This window comes from Planctobacterium sp. AWM4_229 (assembly GCF_056160305.1).
Genome location: NZ_JBSWWX010000012.1, coordinates 37,025 through 52,032, shown reverse-complemented (window position 1 = coordinate 52,032; position 15,008 = coordinate 37,025). Strand labels below are relative to the sequence as shown.

General features: G+C 43.8%; 16 protein-coding genes. 13 read left to right on the top strand and 3 right to left on the bottom strand.

The annotated features are described in order from the left end of the window. Window position 1: 1 nt before the first annotated feature. From ACXAGP_RS20710 to ACXAGP_RS20670, 9 genes are read left to right on the top strand one after another with little or no spacing between them, the layout of a single operon-like run. The gene (locus ACXAGP_RS20710; RefSeq protein WP_475263636.1) at window positions 2-559 is read left to right on the top strand and encodes a DUF3540 domain-containing protein; all 558 of its coding nucleotides are present in this window, start codon (window positions 2-4) and stop codon (window positions 557-559) included. Next, window positions 560-964 (top strand): DUF4150 domain-containing protein, encoded by a 405-nt coding sequence (locus ACXAGP_RS20705; protein ID WP_475263635.1) that lies wholly within the window; start codon window positions 560-562, stop codon window positions 962-964. Beyond that, a complete protein-coding gene (locus ACXAGP_RS20700; protein WP_475263634.1) occupies window positions 961-1,458 on the top strand; it encodes a hypothetical protein in 498 nt (165 codons plus the stop codon). The genes ACXAGP_RS20705 and ACXAGP_RS20700 overlap by 4 nt, the downstream gene beginning before the upstream one ends. Next, the gene (gene tssK, locus ACXAGP_RS20695; RefSeq protein WP_475263633.1) at window positions 1,458-2,846 is read left to right on the top strand and encodes a type VI secretion system baseplate subunit TssK; all 1,389 of its coding nucleotides are present in this window, start codon (window positions 1,458-1,460) and stop codon (window positions 2,844-2,846) included. The genes ACXAGP_RS20700 and tssK overlap by 1 nt, the downstream gene beginning before the upstream one ends. Window positions 2,847-2,857: 11 nt before the next feature. After that, the gene (locus ACXAGP_RS20690) at window positions 2,858-3,646 is read left to right on the top strand and encodes a DotU family type IV/VI secretion system protein (RefSeq protein WP_475263632.1); all 789 of its coding nucleotides are present in this window, start codon (window positions 2,858-2,860) and stop codon (window positions 3,644-3,646) included. Between the two features lies 1 nt (window position 3,647). Further along, entirely contained in the window at window positions 3,648-7,622 is a 3,975-nt protein-coding gene (locus ACXAGP_RS20685; RefSeq protein ID WP_475263631.1) for a type VI secretion system protein, read from the top strand. Continuing rightward, window positions 7,622-8,728, top strand: coding sequence for a type VI secretion system protein TssA (gene tssA, locus ACXAGP_RS20680; protein ID WP_475263630.1), 1,107 nt, complete (start codon window positions 7,622-7,624; stop codon window positions 8,726-8,728). The genes ACXAGP_RS20685 and tssA overlap by 1 nt, the downstream gene beginning before the upstream one ends. A gap of 8 nt (window positions 8,729-8,736) precedes the next feature. Then, window positions 8,737-9,597 carry a lipase family protein gene (locus tag ACXAGP_RS20675; protein ID WP_475263629.1) on the top strand — a complete coding sequence of 287 codons (861 nt, stop codon included), beginning with the start codon at window positions 8,737-8,739 and terminating at the stop codon, window positions 9,595-9,597. After that, entirely contained in the window at window positions 9,594-10,094 is a 501-nt protein-coding gene (locus ACXAGP_RS20670) for a GNAT family N-acetyltransferase (RefSeq protein WP_475263628.1), read from the top strand. Before ACXAGP_RS20675 ends, ACXAGP_RS20670 begins: the two co-directional genes overlap by 4 nt. Before the next feature lie 31 nt (window positions 10,095-10,125). Here ACXAGP_RS20670 and ACXAGP_RS20665 read toward each other — a convergent pair whose 3' ends face one another. After that, window positions 10,126-10,560, bottom strand: coding sequence for a hypothetical protein (locus ACXAGP_RS20665; protein WP_475263626.1), 435 nt, complete (start codon window positions 10,558-10,560; stop codon window positions 10,126-10,128). Between the two features lie 243 nt (window positions 10,561-10,803). Here ACXAGP_RS20665 and ACXAGP_RS20660 point away from each other — a divergent pair, with 243 nt between their 5' ends. Beyond that, entirely contained in the window at window positions 10,804-11,079 is a 276-nt protein-coding gene (locus ACXAGP_RS20660) for a 7(1) septoil knot domain-containing protein (protein ID WP_475263624.1), read from the top strand. On the opposite strand, the gene ACXAGP_RS20655 is transcribed toward ACXAGP_RS20660, so the two are convergent. Beyond that, entirely contained in the window at window positions 11,076-11,669 is a 594-nt protein-coding gene (locus tag ACXAGP_RS20655) for a hypothetical protein (protein ID WP_475263622.1), read from the bottom strand. The genes ACXAGP_RS20660 and ACXAGP_RS20655 overlap by 4 nt on opposite strands. Window positions 11,670-11,918: 249 nt before the next feature. Between ACXAGP_RS20655 and bfr (ACXAGP_RS20650) the strand changes: the two genes are divergently transcribed. After that, a complete protein-coding gene (gene bfr / locus ACXAGP_RS20650) occupies window positions 11,919-12,392 on the top strand; it encodes a bacterioferritin (RefSeq protein WP_338292561.1) in 474 nt (157 codons plus the stop codon). Next, window positions 12,392-12,859 (top strand): bacterioferritin, encoded by a 468-nt coding sequence (bfr, locus tag ACXAGP_RS20645; RefSeq protein ID WP_338292560.1) that lies wholly within the window; start codon window positions 12,392-12,394, stop codon window positions 12,857-12,859. The genes bfr (ACXAGP_RS20650) and bfr (ACXAGP_RS20645) overlap by 1 nt, the downstream gene beginning before the upstream one ends. 14 nt (window positions 12,860-12,873) lie before the next feature. Here the strand turns inward: bfr (ACXAGP_RS20645) and ACXAGP_RS20640 are convergent, their stop codons facing one another. After that, window positions 12,874-13,293, bottom strand: a complete 420-nt coding sequence (locus ACXAGP_RS20640) for a hypothetical protein (RefSeq protein ID WP_475263620.1) — start codon at window positions 13,291-13,293, stop codon at window positions 12,874-12,876. A gap of 264 nt (window positions 13,294-13,557) precedes the next feature. Between ACXAGP_RS20640 and ccoN the strand changes: the two genes are divergently transcribed. Further along, on the top strand, window positions 13,558-15,000 hold the full coding sequence (gene ccoN / locus ACXAGP_RS20635; protein WP_475263619.1) for a cytochrome-c oxidase, cbb3-type subunit I: 1,443 nt from the start codon (window positions 13,558-13,560) through the stop codon (window positions 14,998-15,000). Window positions 15,001-15,008 lie beyond the last annotated feature (8 nt).

Here is a 15,008-nt window from a genome sequence, read left to right as displayed (position 1 = left end):
TATGGGAACACAAATAAACGACAACATTGCGTTAGAAAGCACTTTTGAGCGCCCTTTATTCGCTGGCAAAGTCACCACTGTTAACAGCGATGGTGGCTGTATTGTTAATGGCCATATCAATACGCAAAAAGCGCTTAGCTGTTTGATTGTCCCTGTTGAAGGTGACACGGTTCTGTACTGGAAAGATGATCAAAACAAAGGCTGGATTATCAGTGTGCTGCATTCGCAGCAACAACAAGAAAGAGAGATATCGCTACCCCAAAATGCCAGTATAAAAATCAACGTAGACAACCTGACAGTGAATGCTTCAAAAAGTATTCGTCTGAACGCAATCAAAGAAATTAACCTAAATGTCGCACTGGGAAAATTGAACGAATGTGCACGTTCTGCCTGCCAAATGATACAAGGTACACTGGTTCAGTTCACAAAACACCTAATAAACAGGTCAGAATACCTTGATTTACATGCAGAAAAATTGTTAAAAAGTCATGCTACTCAACAACTTATCACTGCAGAAAAAGACATCAAGATGGATGCGGACCGGATTAACATGGGGTAAATGATGTTTTGTAAGACTCAAATGTTTGCTCTTAGCCTCGGTTTTCCCGATGTGTGTAAAATAATCACACCAGTCGGGCTTATCCCTATTCCATTGCCAAACTTTGCATTTTCAACCTTGGCAATTCCCACGATCTTTAATCATTTCATCACTTGTATGCCAGTGCACAACTTATTGACCACAACCGCACTGAGTAATGGCAATGAAGTATCAATACCTACAGGGGGAATAGTTTCCCAACAGTTTATGGGCTGTAAGCGTAACCTATTAGGTAGTTTCAGAACCTATTTCCAATGCATGCCTTGCACCAGGATGCTAGACTTAAGCGGACAAAACGGGTTACTGTCCAATATTCCCGGGCTAAATTTATCACCGAGCCAGGTGAAGGTGATGGTGTTGACATGAAAAACCTGTTTTTAGCAGCTTTAACTTTGGTGTTTCTTAACGCTTGTTCTACTGTTCAGGTAGTAAACGAGTATATGCCATGGTACAGCGGCAACTCAGTGGAAAGTGTTGGATTAAAAGTGAATACCGGAACAGCAATGAATTATGCGGTTTCGGTAGATATCATTTTCGCCTACGATGAAAACCTGGTTACTTTACTCACCAGCACCTCTTCTGATCAGTGGTTTAAGGAAAAACAAGGTTATATTGCGAGTTATGGAGTCAATATGGATGTAATCCAGCGGCAAATTGTGCCCGGATACAGTGAGTTACTAGATAAATTTTCCGACAGAAGCGCTTTGGCCAAAGGCGTTTTTGCGTTTGCTTACTATCCCAATAATCCCAATGCAAAAGCAGTCCTCACAGAGGTTGCCACACCGTGGTTAGTGTTTGATGCAGCTCAAATGACTATGGTATCAGCAGCACCCGGCGGCGCCACAGAGGACCAAGAATAATGAAGAATATTTCTCCTATGCCAGATCCGGTGCAATGGTTTGAAGGAATGCTGTTATCTCCGCAGCATTTTCAGCAAAACAATATCTACATTGAACAAGCACTGTTCCATCAACTACAACGCTCCAACCCGTTTTATTGGGGAGTTTGTGAGCTGGAGATAGATCAGGACGCGGTTACTTTCGATCAGTTAATAGTGAATAAGGTTCACGCAGTAATGCCTGATGGCACTGTGGTGAAACACGCTATTTCAAAACAACAAAGTATGGAAAACGAGGGATTAAAACAGCTTTCAATTCAGTTGTCAGAAATTCCCGATATTGAACCTCAAAAGCCATTCCACGTACATCTCGCTATACCTGCTTTAAGCGACGGCTGTGCTAGCGATGTGGATAGTGAATTAAAACGCTACGACAGCGTCAATGAAGGCAAGGTCATTGACCAAAATGATATTCAAAACAAGATAGATCTGGTCAGACTCAGAGCCAGGTTGTTATTACTTGTGGATTCGCAGCTTTCTCCAAACTTCCGCTCATTCCCCATTTTAAAAATGGAGAAAACCTATGATGGTAGTTTCCAAATATTGAATTACACCCCGCCGACCCTTTATGTACCTAAGGTCGACGCACCTTACCAGGTTAAGTTAGGAAAAGACATAGAAGCTCTGCTGGGTGATCTTCGCACTAAAGCCACGGGATTAAGAAACTTCTTCACGGATACCCAGGGACAAAATAGTATTGTTAGTGCTGTTCAAAGGCAGAGAATTCATTATCTAACAGCTTGTTTGCCAACAGTAGAAGTACTGCTTAACAGCCAGGTAACTCACCCACAACAACTATATCTGGCACTGGTGAATCTTGCTGGCAATATGGCTATTATTCATCCGGATTTATTGCCACCGTCGTTTTCTGAATATCGTCACAACGATATTGATGGTACGTTCAAAGCGCTCTTTAGTTTCATTACCGATATCACAGAAAGTATCAGATTAGACTTCACCTGTATTCCTTTCGAATTGAATGATGATCACGAGTACTCTGTAGCAATCGATCAGCTACCTGAGGATGGCGTGTTTTACTTGTCATTAAAACAAGCTCAAGGCTCCAGCCCAGACAAACTGAAGCAGTGGATTGAAAATGCGATGATAGCCACAGATAACAATTGGGAGCTATTGTTGCTGTCACGTACATTAGGTGCGGACCGCTTACCTGTTAAAGAATTTAAAAATCTGAAACTTCTGGCTGGCGATGAAGAAATCTTTATCGAGATTAAGGTAGACAGAGAGTTTATTGCACCGAAACATCGATTAATGATAAGCGGTTCTGACCAGTCCCTGGCTGAGCACCAACCGACGGTCATCAATTGGTTTATCCCGCGTAAATCAGGGTGATGGAGAGATAAATGAGTATTTCACCAGCATCAATTAAACAGAGCCAACTGATCCTCCGGGCATTCGAAGAGAGCCTGGCGTTTTGGAATCAGTTGCGTGTTGATGTTGAAGCTCATTATAAAGACAACTTAAACCTCTCTGAGCGCGAAGGCAAAGAGGTAAAAGATGTGCCGCGCTACGTGCACCGCGAAATTACTGAGCATTTAGCCGCTCAGGAGCTGCGCATAAAAACCATTGCCTCATCGGGTCAGTATATCATTTACGTACAAGCTCAATATGCTCTTGTTGCCTTGATTGATGATCAACTGCTGCGCATGGTTGCCTGGCCGCATCAAACCGATTGGTTAGGGATGCTGCTAGAGCGAACCCTTTATTCAAGCCGCAATGCGGGGCACAAGCTGGTGCAAAGGGTTGAAGAGATGATCGAATCTGACGCAACCGGTAAAACCCTGTCACCACAGGTGAAGCAGTTAGCCTATATCTATCTGACCGTTTTCTGGCAAGGTTTCAGAGGCAAGTTGATAAATAATTCCTCCAGAGTAGAACACCTGATGAACTCGCTGGTAGAAATCTCTGATTTCAACAGTGTTGATTTGTCTCACAAGCACTTATTCCATCAACCCTATTTGCACAACAGAAACAACGACAAAGCAGCAAGACTAGCACCCTTGTCCAAATGGCACCGTGTTACCCTGTTCGCCTTCATTTTGTACCTGGCTCTGGGTGCCGGGATTTGGGGCGTCTTGACCATGGATTTGAGTCAGGAGCTGTCCTCGGTTATCAGTACGAGTACCAAATAACATGAATTTAAATGAATTAAAGCGCATGTTTAACAAGCTGGATGGCTTTTTTGGGGATTACAACCTCATCTGGCTGTTAGTACTGTTAATAGTTGTGGTTTTTCTGCTGATATTAGCCAGCGGCAAACAAATCAAAATCGTTATTCCCTTCTTACCTCGCGGCTTTAATCGCATCAGCTTTTCTCGAGACGACCTGTTTCGTTGGAAGAAAAAAGCCGATGATGCTGCAGAAGAGCGAAAAGACAAACAGGTAGCTAAACCCAAAGTTAACGTTGTCGGCGGCCTGGTCAATGCGGTGCAATTGTTAAGCGGTGGGCACGAAAAACGCTACAACCTGCCCACTTATCTGATGATAAGCGGCGGTGAAATCACACCCGATAAGCAACTTCTCAGTGAACTGGAATCGCTTTTGGGAAAGAAAGAACAACGCTTATTGCAAAAAAAAGATGAATCTGACAGCTGGTACCTGTTTCAACAAGGTTGCGTTGTCCATCATGAAAAAACCCCGGAGATTGTCTCTGAGTTAAAACAGTTCCGTCCGGAAAGACCGCTTGATGGCATTATAGTTACCCTACCCATCAGCAAAATTAAAGAGTTGGATAAGCTAGAACTTGAAAACTGGGCAACAGAGATCTATCAAGAGGTCTGGCAGACACAACAAAAAGTCGGGTTTATTTTACCCGTTTATCTCATTGTTACCGGGTCTGAAGAACTGCAAGGTTTTGACGCGTTTTGGTCACAAGACAGAGTTAAGCGTTACATTCATCAGCAGTTCGGATGGGCTAATCCCTACAACGATTCACAACCCTATCAATCCAGCTGGATTTCCGAGGCGGTAAACGCAGTCTCACATCAGGTACGTAGTGCACAAATGTCGATTATCAGCAATGATAAGGCGCTGGACAAAGCTAAACCGACTGAAGCACTGTTATTAGCCAACAGTCTGGATGCGATGGAATCGCCCCTTACCATCATCTGCAATGAATTGTTCGGCAACACTGCCTTGCAAATGCCGCTGATGTTTCGTGGTGTGTATTTTGCTGGTCAAAATACTCAGACCAATACCGAGTCAGGCGAGCAGGAAAAACACTTTATTTGTTTGCAAGAGCTGTTTGAGCAGAAAATATTTGCTGAGAATCGACTGGCTTTCCCCCCGCAAAATAAATTGCTATCCAGCAACAGTCGACTAAGAGCTTACCAATACACTTCTATTATCACTTTCGCGGCGTTATCGACTTTGTTAGTGATGGATACAATGGCGTTAAATGAGCAAACGAATAGTTTGGTTAGAGCTATTGAAAACGAACCCAAAATAGAAGAAGTTACCGGACTCACGCACGTAAATAGAGTTTTAGATCACATCGCAGCAATGGATGCTAGTGAGATCAACTATCTGAGTATGCCACTGTCATGGCACAACTCCTTTAATGATCGCATTATGAATTACTTTTCTTCCCATGTTTTCGGCGAAGTGGTATTCCCCGCCTTCCAATGTAAGATGCAAAGCAAGTTGCAGGAAAAGCTCAATAATGTGCAGAACCTGGGAAAAGCCAAGCAATTTACTGATTGGTTAAAGGACCTTTCTTTAGGCTATGCTCGCTACGATGAGTTATATGATTTGATCACCAATGATCATCAATCGTCACTCGATACGGAACGCAAGATCACTGATATCGTCGATTATTTATACGAAACCAAATTACCCGACAGTTTTTATGAACACTCTTCGTTGTATATTCGCGCAATATCCAATAATAACAATGACATCGGTTTTAATACATTCTGTGACATCACGCCGCTGGAAACCCAACAACAATGGAATGAAATACTGGCTTTAGCAAACCAGGAAATTAATGTCATTGCTAACGAAGTAGCTGCGCCTAAAGAATTCTTTGAGCTAAGTGCTCAATTACAGAGCCTTCCTACGGTTATCAGTTGGTATAACAAGATCCCTGAATTCGCAGAGAGTTTGAGCACCTATAAAGAGTGGCTAGGTCACCTGGAAAATTATTGGTTAGCATCTCATGCCACCCCCAACGAGTGCATGTTAATACACGACTCACTCGCCTCTTTAAGCGATAATTTCGGTAAAGACAAAACTGCGGCTAAACAGTTTTTGGCGAACTGTCAGAAAGCTGTTTCTGATGTAATGGAAAGCGACAACCAGCAGCTTTACATGAAGATCTACGCTAAAACTGAATACCCGATGGCATTAACGCCTGATGCGGAAGCTTTATTTGAGTCAGTAGAGAAAACCAATGCTTTGAGTTATATGGACGTAGTGGCTGCAAATGATTATGTGGAAACTGGCGAAGATTTCTTCTGGTCCACAGAACAGCTAAATCGCGCCATTGAACTCTATGACGAATATGTGCGCTTTGCTGGTGCCGAATACCAGAGCGTCTGGTTACCCAACAAAAAAGTAAAAGACAACCAAAAATACTTCGCTCAAGGAATTGCCTTAAAACAACTGCAATTCGCCATGAATCGTCACGTACTGCAGGCACAAGTGGAAGAAGTGGCAGAATTCAGACCAGAATCATTGCGTCCGGTAAGTCAACAAGAGGCATACTTATCCGCGGCTGTGGGTAACTTCCGCAAATCCATGGATTCCATTCTCGCGCTGTTGTTGGCTTATCAAAAACTGGAATTCGAAGAAAGCCACGCGTGGCTGCTGAAAATCAGCCAGGAGCACGCCTTCAAACTGTTAGAACGCGTCGATAAGCTTTACCGGGACAATCGCATTTTTACGCCGCTGAAAAAGCCCAAATGGAGCGCACACCAATACAATGCCGTGCTATTTGGAATCAATGGCGATGGGCAACTACAAGATTATTTATCGGCACAGGCGGAGCGTGCCAATAACATTGCTTTTGAGTACGCGGAGCCGCTGGTTGTATTTTTGCTCAATACCAAGGGAAAATATGTGAATTATGAGTTATTTGGTAAGTGGCAAAATACCCTTATCGAACTCAATAAAGAGCAAAACAAAGACCCATCCAATAGTCTTGAGCAGCTCAATCAATTTATGACTAACCAATTGGCCGTGGTGGATCAATCAAACTGCTTCGCAACTACCGCTGAAATGGTGGTACCTGAAGGCAGTGATGCCTTTTCCTTAGGCCACAAAACCATCATTGAGCGTGCCATTCAGCACTGTAATAGTTTTAAAGCAGACCAAATCAAAAAAGAATACGCACAAATTTCCACTTTGTTCACCGACTTATTGGCTGACAAAGCGCCCTTCACTACCCGAGCCAAAGCCCGTAACGTGTCTCCTAAAGTTATGCGCGAATTTTTACAGCAGTATGAGCCGTTAGCAGACGGTCTGGTGCAGCGCATGGCAGTGTTGGCCTGGAAAGATAAATCTTACAAAGAAGCGCAAGACTTCATTCGAAAGTTAGATTCAACCGCATTGCTTTTCGAAAATATTTTACTTGCGTCGGGCAAAGATGCAGCGGGCATAGAAGTTGAAGTCGAGTTCAATGTGATGAGTGAGTACGCTCAGTTTACCGAACATCTGTCTTCATGGAGCTTTACCTCAGGAGAATATAGAACGGCATTCCCTGGTGCTCCCACGGCGGTATTCTGGACACCTAATGACCCAGTTACCATGTCACTTGGCTGGGCAACTCAATCACCCTATCGAGGTTTTGCTGTTGATGGTCGTAATTCCGGACAAGGTTTCCTTAACTACAGAATTGATGACATCTGGGGTCTATTGAGTTTCCTTAATACCTACCAAGCTAATGAGATAGACAGCGAATCTCTGGTGGCAGAATCAAGACTACTCAAGTTTGAAGCCAGCGTTTCTTCAAAATCTGGACAGCACCCTGCTCCACAGCCCAATATGATGCGTGCATTTGCCAGATTTACTCTGTATGGCATTGACCCTGAGAGCAAACAAAAGATTGCATTGAGTGTGCCAGAACATTTCCCAGAATTTGCACCGAAGGTTTTAAAAGGAAACAATTGATGAGCGATGAATATAACAACATCTTACAGGAGCGCTTTGGCCAATTGTGTGGTGTTCCCGTTGATGCCTTATTGCAACCCATCCCCGGTGACAACCCTTCTGGTGAATACTTAAAGCATCACAGTATTTATTCATCCCTTAAAGCGGCACGTACTGCTGATGATACATCTGTTCCAATGGGACAGTGGGAGCACGATCTTAAATCGGCTGATTGGGACGAAGTTACCCGTCTGTCGCTGGAAACCTTGGAAACTAAAAGCAAAGACTTACAAATTGCCATCTGGTTATTAGAAGCTCAGATTAACAAATGGGGATTTGCTGCAATTGGTCCAGTGGTGCAGTTCATCCAGGTATTGTGCGAAACCTTTTGGGATACGCTTTACCCCGAAATTGAAGATGATGACCTGGAGTATCGCACTAACCTCATCGTTTGGGTAAATCAAAAGTTACTCCCCACTGTCAAACAGCTGTCCATTACGGCCACTCGAGGTGATGCCTACTACAGTTGGTCGGATTGGGAACTGGCGGCGCAACATGAACAGTTGCCTCCTGAAACTCGTAAAAAATTGCAGAATGACTTATTGCAAACTCAGACCATCGTAAGCTCGGTTGTCGCCACACCGATAGAGTTTTACAAAGAAGTATTTACGGACTTAAAACTGGGTATCGTAGCACTAGAGCAATTTTCTGCGTCTCTAGACGATTTGTGTGGTCGTCATGCTCCGTCTCTGTCGGCCTTAACGACGCTGCTGGAAGAAATTCACGACACCCTCTATAGCCATGTAAAACACCGTGGCCTGGAAGCAGCACAAGCTTCGGAGGAAGAAGAGTTAGATGAGGCTAGTCCAGATACGCAATCTTATGGTTCAGGTGGCCCCATCCGCAACCGAGAAGCCGCCTATGCAAAATTGGCCGAGGCAGCAGAATACCTATCCCATGACGATCCCCATAGTCCTGTTCCCTACCTGGTTTACAAGGCCATAGAATGGGGTCAAATGAATACTGCTGAGCTATATCAGGAGTTATTTATTCAATATCAGGGACAACTCAACATTTTCGAAGTCATGGGGCTTGAGTTAGATCCTAAACAAGCTCAACGACGTTAGGAGCTTGCATGCCGTCAGCTAAAGAGATCGTAGCAGCGAGAAAAGCCGCACTCACCACAAACCAGCAGCTGGCGCGAGAAAATGTGAACAGCCTGATCAAACTGCGTGGTCAATCTCAAGGTAGGCGTGCAGTTGACGTTAATATTCACGGCACCTTTGCCAGAGGTGCAGACTGGGTTCAAAGTGGCTCATCCTTCAATAAAGAAAATCTCCGAGCCAGAAACACCGCTAGTACCAATTTCCAGTGGAGCGGAGGTCAAACTGAAGCGGCCCGAGTAGAAGCTGGAGGGCAACTAAACGCATTTTTAAAAGATGTTAAGCGCCCCACAATTAACCGTTCCAGCTCAAATGACGTCAACGCGATTGCCCACAGTCATGGCGGTAATGTTTTAGGTAAGGCTCTCAGCAATCAAAACTCGCAAGAAATACGCAACGCTGTAATGTTAGGGACACCTCAAATGTCAAAAGGTGGCCAAAACACCTCCTGGAGTCGCTCAGCAGCGGATAAGGTAACCGGTAATATTTACAACGTTTATGACAACAAAGACGCGGTTCAGGTAACTACGGCAAGAGCTAATGAACACGTTATGGGCAATTTGGTCTCTGTTGACAACAAATTCTCACAAAAAGATAGCATTACACCTCAAACCAACATACGAGTAGAAACTGGCGCTTGGGTTCCTTCCGTTCAGGCTCACTCCGACACTCACGATGCTAAAATTGGTGGCCTGACGAACCACCTGCTTCGCCAAGATGCGCGATCAAGTGAACGAATTAAAACAGCTATGGCAAGATCTGATAATGTTACGGCTAAATTCCAAGGCGCGCTCAACAACAGAGCAAAGAATGTTGTTTTTCACAAAAAATGACTTCATCTGACGCCACGGAACAGTATTTTGGCGAATATCAGGAAGTATTTGATGCACCTAAGCAAAAATTACTCATTGATATAGGCTTTAAAGCGCTGAAACCCCGCAACCATCCTCTGGAAGCTAAGATAGCACAGCACGAGGCCAATTTATTGGGCTATTATGCTATCGAGTACGAAGGCTACTTGAATGTATTTGCCGATGACAACGAGCTTGTGGGTGGCTTAATCCTGCAACGGCGCTGGAACGCCGTGTATATATATTCCTTTTACATTATCGAATCTTTGCGCGGTATTGGCTTGGGCAAACGCTTATTAACATTGGCAGAGCATTTAGCATTACAGATGGGAGGTAAAGCTTTAGTACTGGAGACCAGTACTCTGCATACCTATCAGTTTTACTTGAAAAATGGATTCCAACTTCTATCTGAGGTGTCGGGCTATATAGACGGCGAAAACTGGTTTCATATGTTCAAAGAAATTAATCCTGAACAATAAAACACTTGTCTATTTGTAATTGCTCTTAAGGCTAAACTTCGCCAACGACGCGTCTTAAACCTGAAGGACCATTGGGGTTTGCAGCGACCGCTACGGTTGAAGCGCGTTTTTCACTACTGCCTATCGCTTCACCTAAGTGCACCGAATCCAGCTCAGCAGGTTTAACTTGCGCACTTCGTCCCTTGTTTTCTATTGGACGTAAACCGCCACGCAGGATGTTTTGCATTTGAGGTGTAAGTTGATGAGCCAGTGCCGTTTGCTGACGAGTAGGTAAAGGCTCCTGAATAGCATTACCTGAGCTATTACGGCCTTCCATTGTAGAGCCCCCCCAAGACTGACTTGCACGGAGTCTGGGGTCGTCATTTGCGGCATATTCGCGACCAAATTGTAATGCCGGTTGAAATGGCGCATTCACACCAATCAATCTTACCGGATTTCTACCAAGTCTTTGTTCACCGTATCGCATAAAATTCTAATTCTGAGTTGCTGGTTTTTATGATTGAGTATTCATCACTTACACAATCGAACAAACAGAAGTCAATATTCTCTGTTTCGTGGCTAAACTGGCCGCTACCCCTTCACCATAGGCGCAAAACGCCTGTTTTGCAAACACTTATTGTCTTCGTCGGATATTTAATTTCCAGTGATGAAATGATAGATTTTTACCAATCAGGAACTAAAATAACGGCACTTTGAAAAAGGAAACTACATGCCCAAAATCCAACAAACATTTAGCATCAGTGAAGCGGATATCATTGCCGATATAACGCAAGATAAAGGCAAAGCCGACCTGTGTGTTTTTATCGTAAGCTCTCCGGGTATGGCCTGGAGTGACGAACGTTGGTATATCACTAATAATGATTTTGATGCCAGCAGCACAGTCTATTTTGGCAAAAGCGGAAGAGCGGCATTAACGGTTTATTTTGTAAAGAACCCAGGCGATGCTGGCTGGCAAACCAACCACAGCCTTAAAGGTAAGCTTTAGTCGTTATCCACTTCAGTCTCTGGATTGAGAATTTTTGCAAGTGCTTCTGCGGTTTCTTCTGCTTGCTGTTTCTTGGCTTCTTCTTCAGGATCTGGCAGTACGGGTTTTTTAACCACTTGCAGATTCACATCGTACTGTGACTCCCAGGATTTTTCCTGAATTTGAGCGCTTTGTTCGTCTTTAAATTCCCCAAGCAGCAGTAACAACGCTTTATTGCCAAGGGGATTCTTGTAAGGGATATAAACAGGAGCTACATCTTGAATACCTATTGATTCCAGTTGAGCATTACCAGCCTCTTGAGAGGTGTACTCCCCTAATAAAATTGAAAAGGTTACACCAGTTTCCATCGGACTGACCAGCAAATCTCTTTGAGTGGCATACTGGGTTTTATCTTCCTCCTCGGCTTCAACCTCGGCTGCCGGGTCTTCCACCACACCGACCCAATCTCCCACAAAAGAGCCGCCTATTAAGCCATCTGCTTTAAACGGTGCCTTCACTTCATCTTGCCAGGCAGGTTGCATCGGCCAGAACACAGACAGCGTGTAACCGAAACCAATCAAAAGCGCGGCGATAATTAGCTTTTTTAGCATGTTATCTAACTATATTTTTCGTTTTGTAAATCAGCAGTTTACTCCGCAAACAGGTAAATACAAACAAAAACACCTCTTGTGTTAATGATGGTCAAATGAGCTGCACAGTTGCTCTGAAGACAAATAAGAAAAGAGAACTAAATAAGAACCATTAACACTTACTATCCCATTGTTATATAAGGATTTTTCTTTATTTTTAGCAATTCTACAACTATACTTCCACTCATCAAATCGCATGGGACCTGAATAATGCAAGGTAATAAACAAATAATAGGCTTATTAAATGAAGTATTGACCATTGAATTGACATCAATTAATCAATACTTCCTGCATGCCCGTATGTTCAAAAACTGGGGCTTCGAACAACTCAATGGAGTCTGTTACAAAAAGTCTATCAAGGATATGAAACAGGCTGACAAATTAATGGAGCGAATCCTGTTTCTCGAAGGCCTGCCCAACTTACAAAACTTGGGCAAGCTTTTTATTGGTGAACATTGCGAAGAAATGCTGTCCTGTGACCTCACCTTCCAGCTACAACAAATCCCTACCCTAAAAAACGCCATTGCTGAGTGCGAATTGGCTAAAGATTTTGTATCACGGGATCTGCTCACTGATATTCTGGAATATGAAGAAGAACACATCGACTGGATTGAGGCGCAACAATACCAAATCAGCCAAATGGGTATTGAAAACTACTTACAAGCTCAAATAGGAGACGAATAATGCAAGGCAAACAAGTTATTATAGATGCACTAAATCGACTGTTGGCCAATGAGCTTACAGCCATGGATCAATACTTCATTCATTCTCGCATGTATCAAGATTGGGGCTTCAATAAGCTTTATGAACGCATTGATCACGAGTTTGATGACGAAAAACAACATGCCTCACTATTAATCGAGCGTATATTGTTTCTTGAAGGCGTACCAGACATGACCAAGCGCGACCCCATCATGGTGGGTAGCGATGTGCCTTCAATGTTAAAAAATGATCTGAAAATCGAATATCACGTGGACTCACTGTTGAAGGATACAATGGCATTGTGTGAGCAAGAACAGGACTTCGTGACCCGGAATATGCTACAGACCTTGATTGATGATACTGAGATGGATCACGCTTATTGGTTAGAGCAACAAATCGGCTTGATTGATAAAATTGGCCTACAGAATTATCTGCAAAGCCAGTTGTAAGTAAACAAGGATAACTAACTCCTGGAAGAAAATTCAGCGATACGTTGGATTTTCTTCCCTGATGTTAACCGCACATCAAGTATCAACTGCCAGCGCATAACTGGCTCGCTGCAACTCCCCAACATAAAACTGCCGATAGTTTGTCCAGATGTATCCGCCTCTGACCAGATAACCGGAATCACTCCCATATTCATGTTAACGCCCTCTACCCGAGCTGAAATAGTCTCTATTTGCTGCTTTTCGGGCAAATTCAGGGTAAACAGCAGCGTGATTTCTTCTTCGACTAAAACTGGCCATGGACTGATGTCCAACCGGAATTCCGGCTCTGTCATAAAAGCTTGATGTAGCTCAAAGTTGCTTTGATCTTTTCCTGTAAAGTAAGACACTGCAACAAGCAGCAGTATAAGCGCGGCAAATGGCGTAAATTTGGTCAAATGTAAATACCAAGTTAACAATACTAATCAATGGCTTAGCCTAGATTAAAGGATATTTGATCAAGATCAAGTTAGTTGCTTTGTAACTATCTTTTTGGCGACAAAACCCTTATTATTTGCGCGCCTATACAACCTGTTACAATTATGTAGCTTAATGTTTGTACGATTTGTACAATTTTCATTAGTTATCTATTGTTAATCGGGGACGGCTAGCATTAATTGCATAGAAATTAACACTCAACACATGTGGAAGACGGTATAAAAATGAGTGAAATGACTCAAACACATCCAGAATATAACTACGACGTAGTCCGCAAATTCGCTGTCATGGCAGTAATATGGGGTATCGTTGGCATGGGCGTTGGGGTTCTAATTGCGGCACAGCTTATCTGGCCTGCATTGAACTTTGATACGCCATGGTTAACCTTTTCGCGCTTAAGACCGCTGCACACCAACGCAGTAATATTTGCCTTTGGTGGTTGTGCGTTATTCGCGACATCTTACTATGTGGTGCAGCGCACCTCACAAGTAAGATTGTTCAGCGATAAATTGGCCAACTTTACCTTTTGGGGGTGGCAGGCCATTATTGTCGCAGCTGCAATTACCCTACCATTGGGCATCACAGCTTCAAAAGAGTATGCGGAACTTGAGTGGCCAATAGACATTCTGATTACGTTGGTTTGGGTGGCTTACCTGATAAACTTCTTCGGTACAGTCATCATCCGAAAAGTGTCACACATCTACGTAGCCAACTGGTTCTTCGGCGCCTTTATCATTACCGTCGCCGTACTTCATATTGGTAACAGTCTTGCTGTACCGGTTTCCCTTACCAAGTCTTACTCTATTTACGGCGGTGCCGTAGATGCTATGATGCAGTGGTGGTATGGCCACAACGCCGTTGGGTTCTTCCTGACAGCAGGTTTCTTGGGCATGATGTACTACTTCGTACCTAAACAAGCGGGTCGCCCGGTTTATTCTTACCGTCTCTCTGTTATCCACTTCTGGGCACTGGTTTCACTTTATATTTGGGCTGGTCCTCACCACTTACATTACACCGCATTGCCTGACTGGACTCAGTCAGTTGGTATGGTTATGTCAGTTGTTTTATTCGTGCCTTCTTGGGGCGGTATGATCAACGGTATTATGACGCTATCCGGTGCGTGGCATAAACTGCGCTCTGACCCAGTATTGCGCTTCTTGATCGTTTCTCTGTCTTTCTACGGTATGTCTACCTTTGAAGGTCCTATGATGGCAATCAAAACGGTTAATGCCTTGTCGCACTACACAGACTGGACCATCGGTCACGTTCACTCTGGCGCCTTAGGTTGGGTAGCCATGGTATCTATCGGTTCACTTTACCACCTGATCCCTGTGCTGTTTAACAAGCCAGGCATGTACAGCTTAAAACTGGTTAATGTTCACTTCTGGTTAGCAACAGTGGGTGTTGTACTGTATATCGTAGCAATGTGGATTTCAGGTGTTATGCAAGGTCTGATGTGGCGCGCTGTTAATGCCGACGGCACCTTGACCTACAGCTTCGTAGAAAGTCTTGAAGCTTCAATGCCCTTCTACTTTATTCGATTCTTAGGTGGATGCTTCGTGGTTGTTGGTATGTTAATCATGGCATACAACTGCTACAAAACCATCACGAGTGATGAAACGGTGGATACAAAAGAAGCCGACTCTGCAGAAGCTCAGCCAGCATAAGGAACGAC

Bases quoted from the DNA above. Each gene is read 5' to 3' on its own strand.
- tssK (WP_475263633.1), top strand. From the start codon at position 1,458: ATGAAGAATATTTCTCCTATGCCAGATCCGGTGCAATGGTTTGAAGGA.
- bfr (WP_338292561.1), top strand. From the start codon at position 11,919: ATGCAAGGTAATAAACAAATAATAGGCTTATTAAATGAAGTATTGACC.
- ACXAGP_RS20665 (WP_475263626.1), bottom strand. From the start codon at position 10,560: ATGCGATACGGTGAACAAAGACTTGGTAGAAATCCGGTAAGATTGATT.
- bfr (WP_338292560.1), top strand. From the start codon at position 12,392: ATGCAAGGCAAACAAGTTATTATAGATGCACTAAATCGACTGTTGGCC.
- ACXAGP_RS20685 (WP_475263631.1), top strand. From the start codon at position 3,648: ATGAATTTAAATGAATTAAAGCGCATGTTTAACAAGCTGGATGGCTTT.
- ACXAGP_RS20675 (WP_475263629.1), top strand. From the start codon at position 8,737: ATGCCGTCAGCTAAAGAGATCGTAGCAGCGAGAAAAGCCGCACTCACC.
- ACXAGP_RS20670 (WP_475263628.1), top strand. From the start codon at position 9,594: ATGACTTCATCTGACGCCACGGAACAGTATTTTGGCGAATATCAGGAA.
- ACXAGP_RS20710 (WP_475263636.1), top strand. From the start codon at position 2: ATGGGAACACAAATAAACGACAACATTGCGTTAGAAAGCACTTTTGAG.
- ACXAGP_RS20700 (WP_475263634.1), top strand. From the start codon at position 961: ATGAAAAACCTGTTTTTAGCAGCTTTAACTTTGGTGTTTCTTAACGCT.
- ACXAGP_RS20655 (WP_475263622.1), bottom strand. From the start codon at position 11,669: ATGCTAAAAAAGCTAATTATCGCCGCGCTTTTGATTGGTTTCGGTTAC.
- ACXAGP_RS20690 (WP_475263632.1), top strand. From the start codon at position 2,858: ATGAGTATTTCACCAGCATCAATTAAACAGAGCCAACTGATCCTCCGG.
- ACXAGP_RS20660 (WP_475263624.1), top strand. From the start codon at position 10,804: ATGCCCAAAATCCAACAAACATTTAGCATCAGTGAAGCGGATATCATT.
- ACXAGP_RS20705 (WP_475263635.1), top strand. From the start codon at position 560: ATGATGTTTTGTAAGACTCAAATGTTTGCTCTTAGCCTCGGTTTTCCC.
- ccoN (WP_475263619.1), top strand. From the start codon at position 13,558: ATGAGTGAAATGACTCAAACACATCCAGAATATAACTACGACGTAGTC.
- tssA (WP_475263630.1), top strand. From the start codon at position 7,622: ATGAGCGATGAATATAACAACATCTTACAGGAGCGCTTTGGCCAATTG.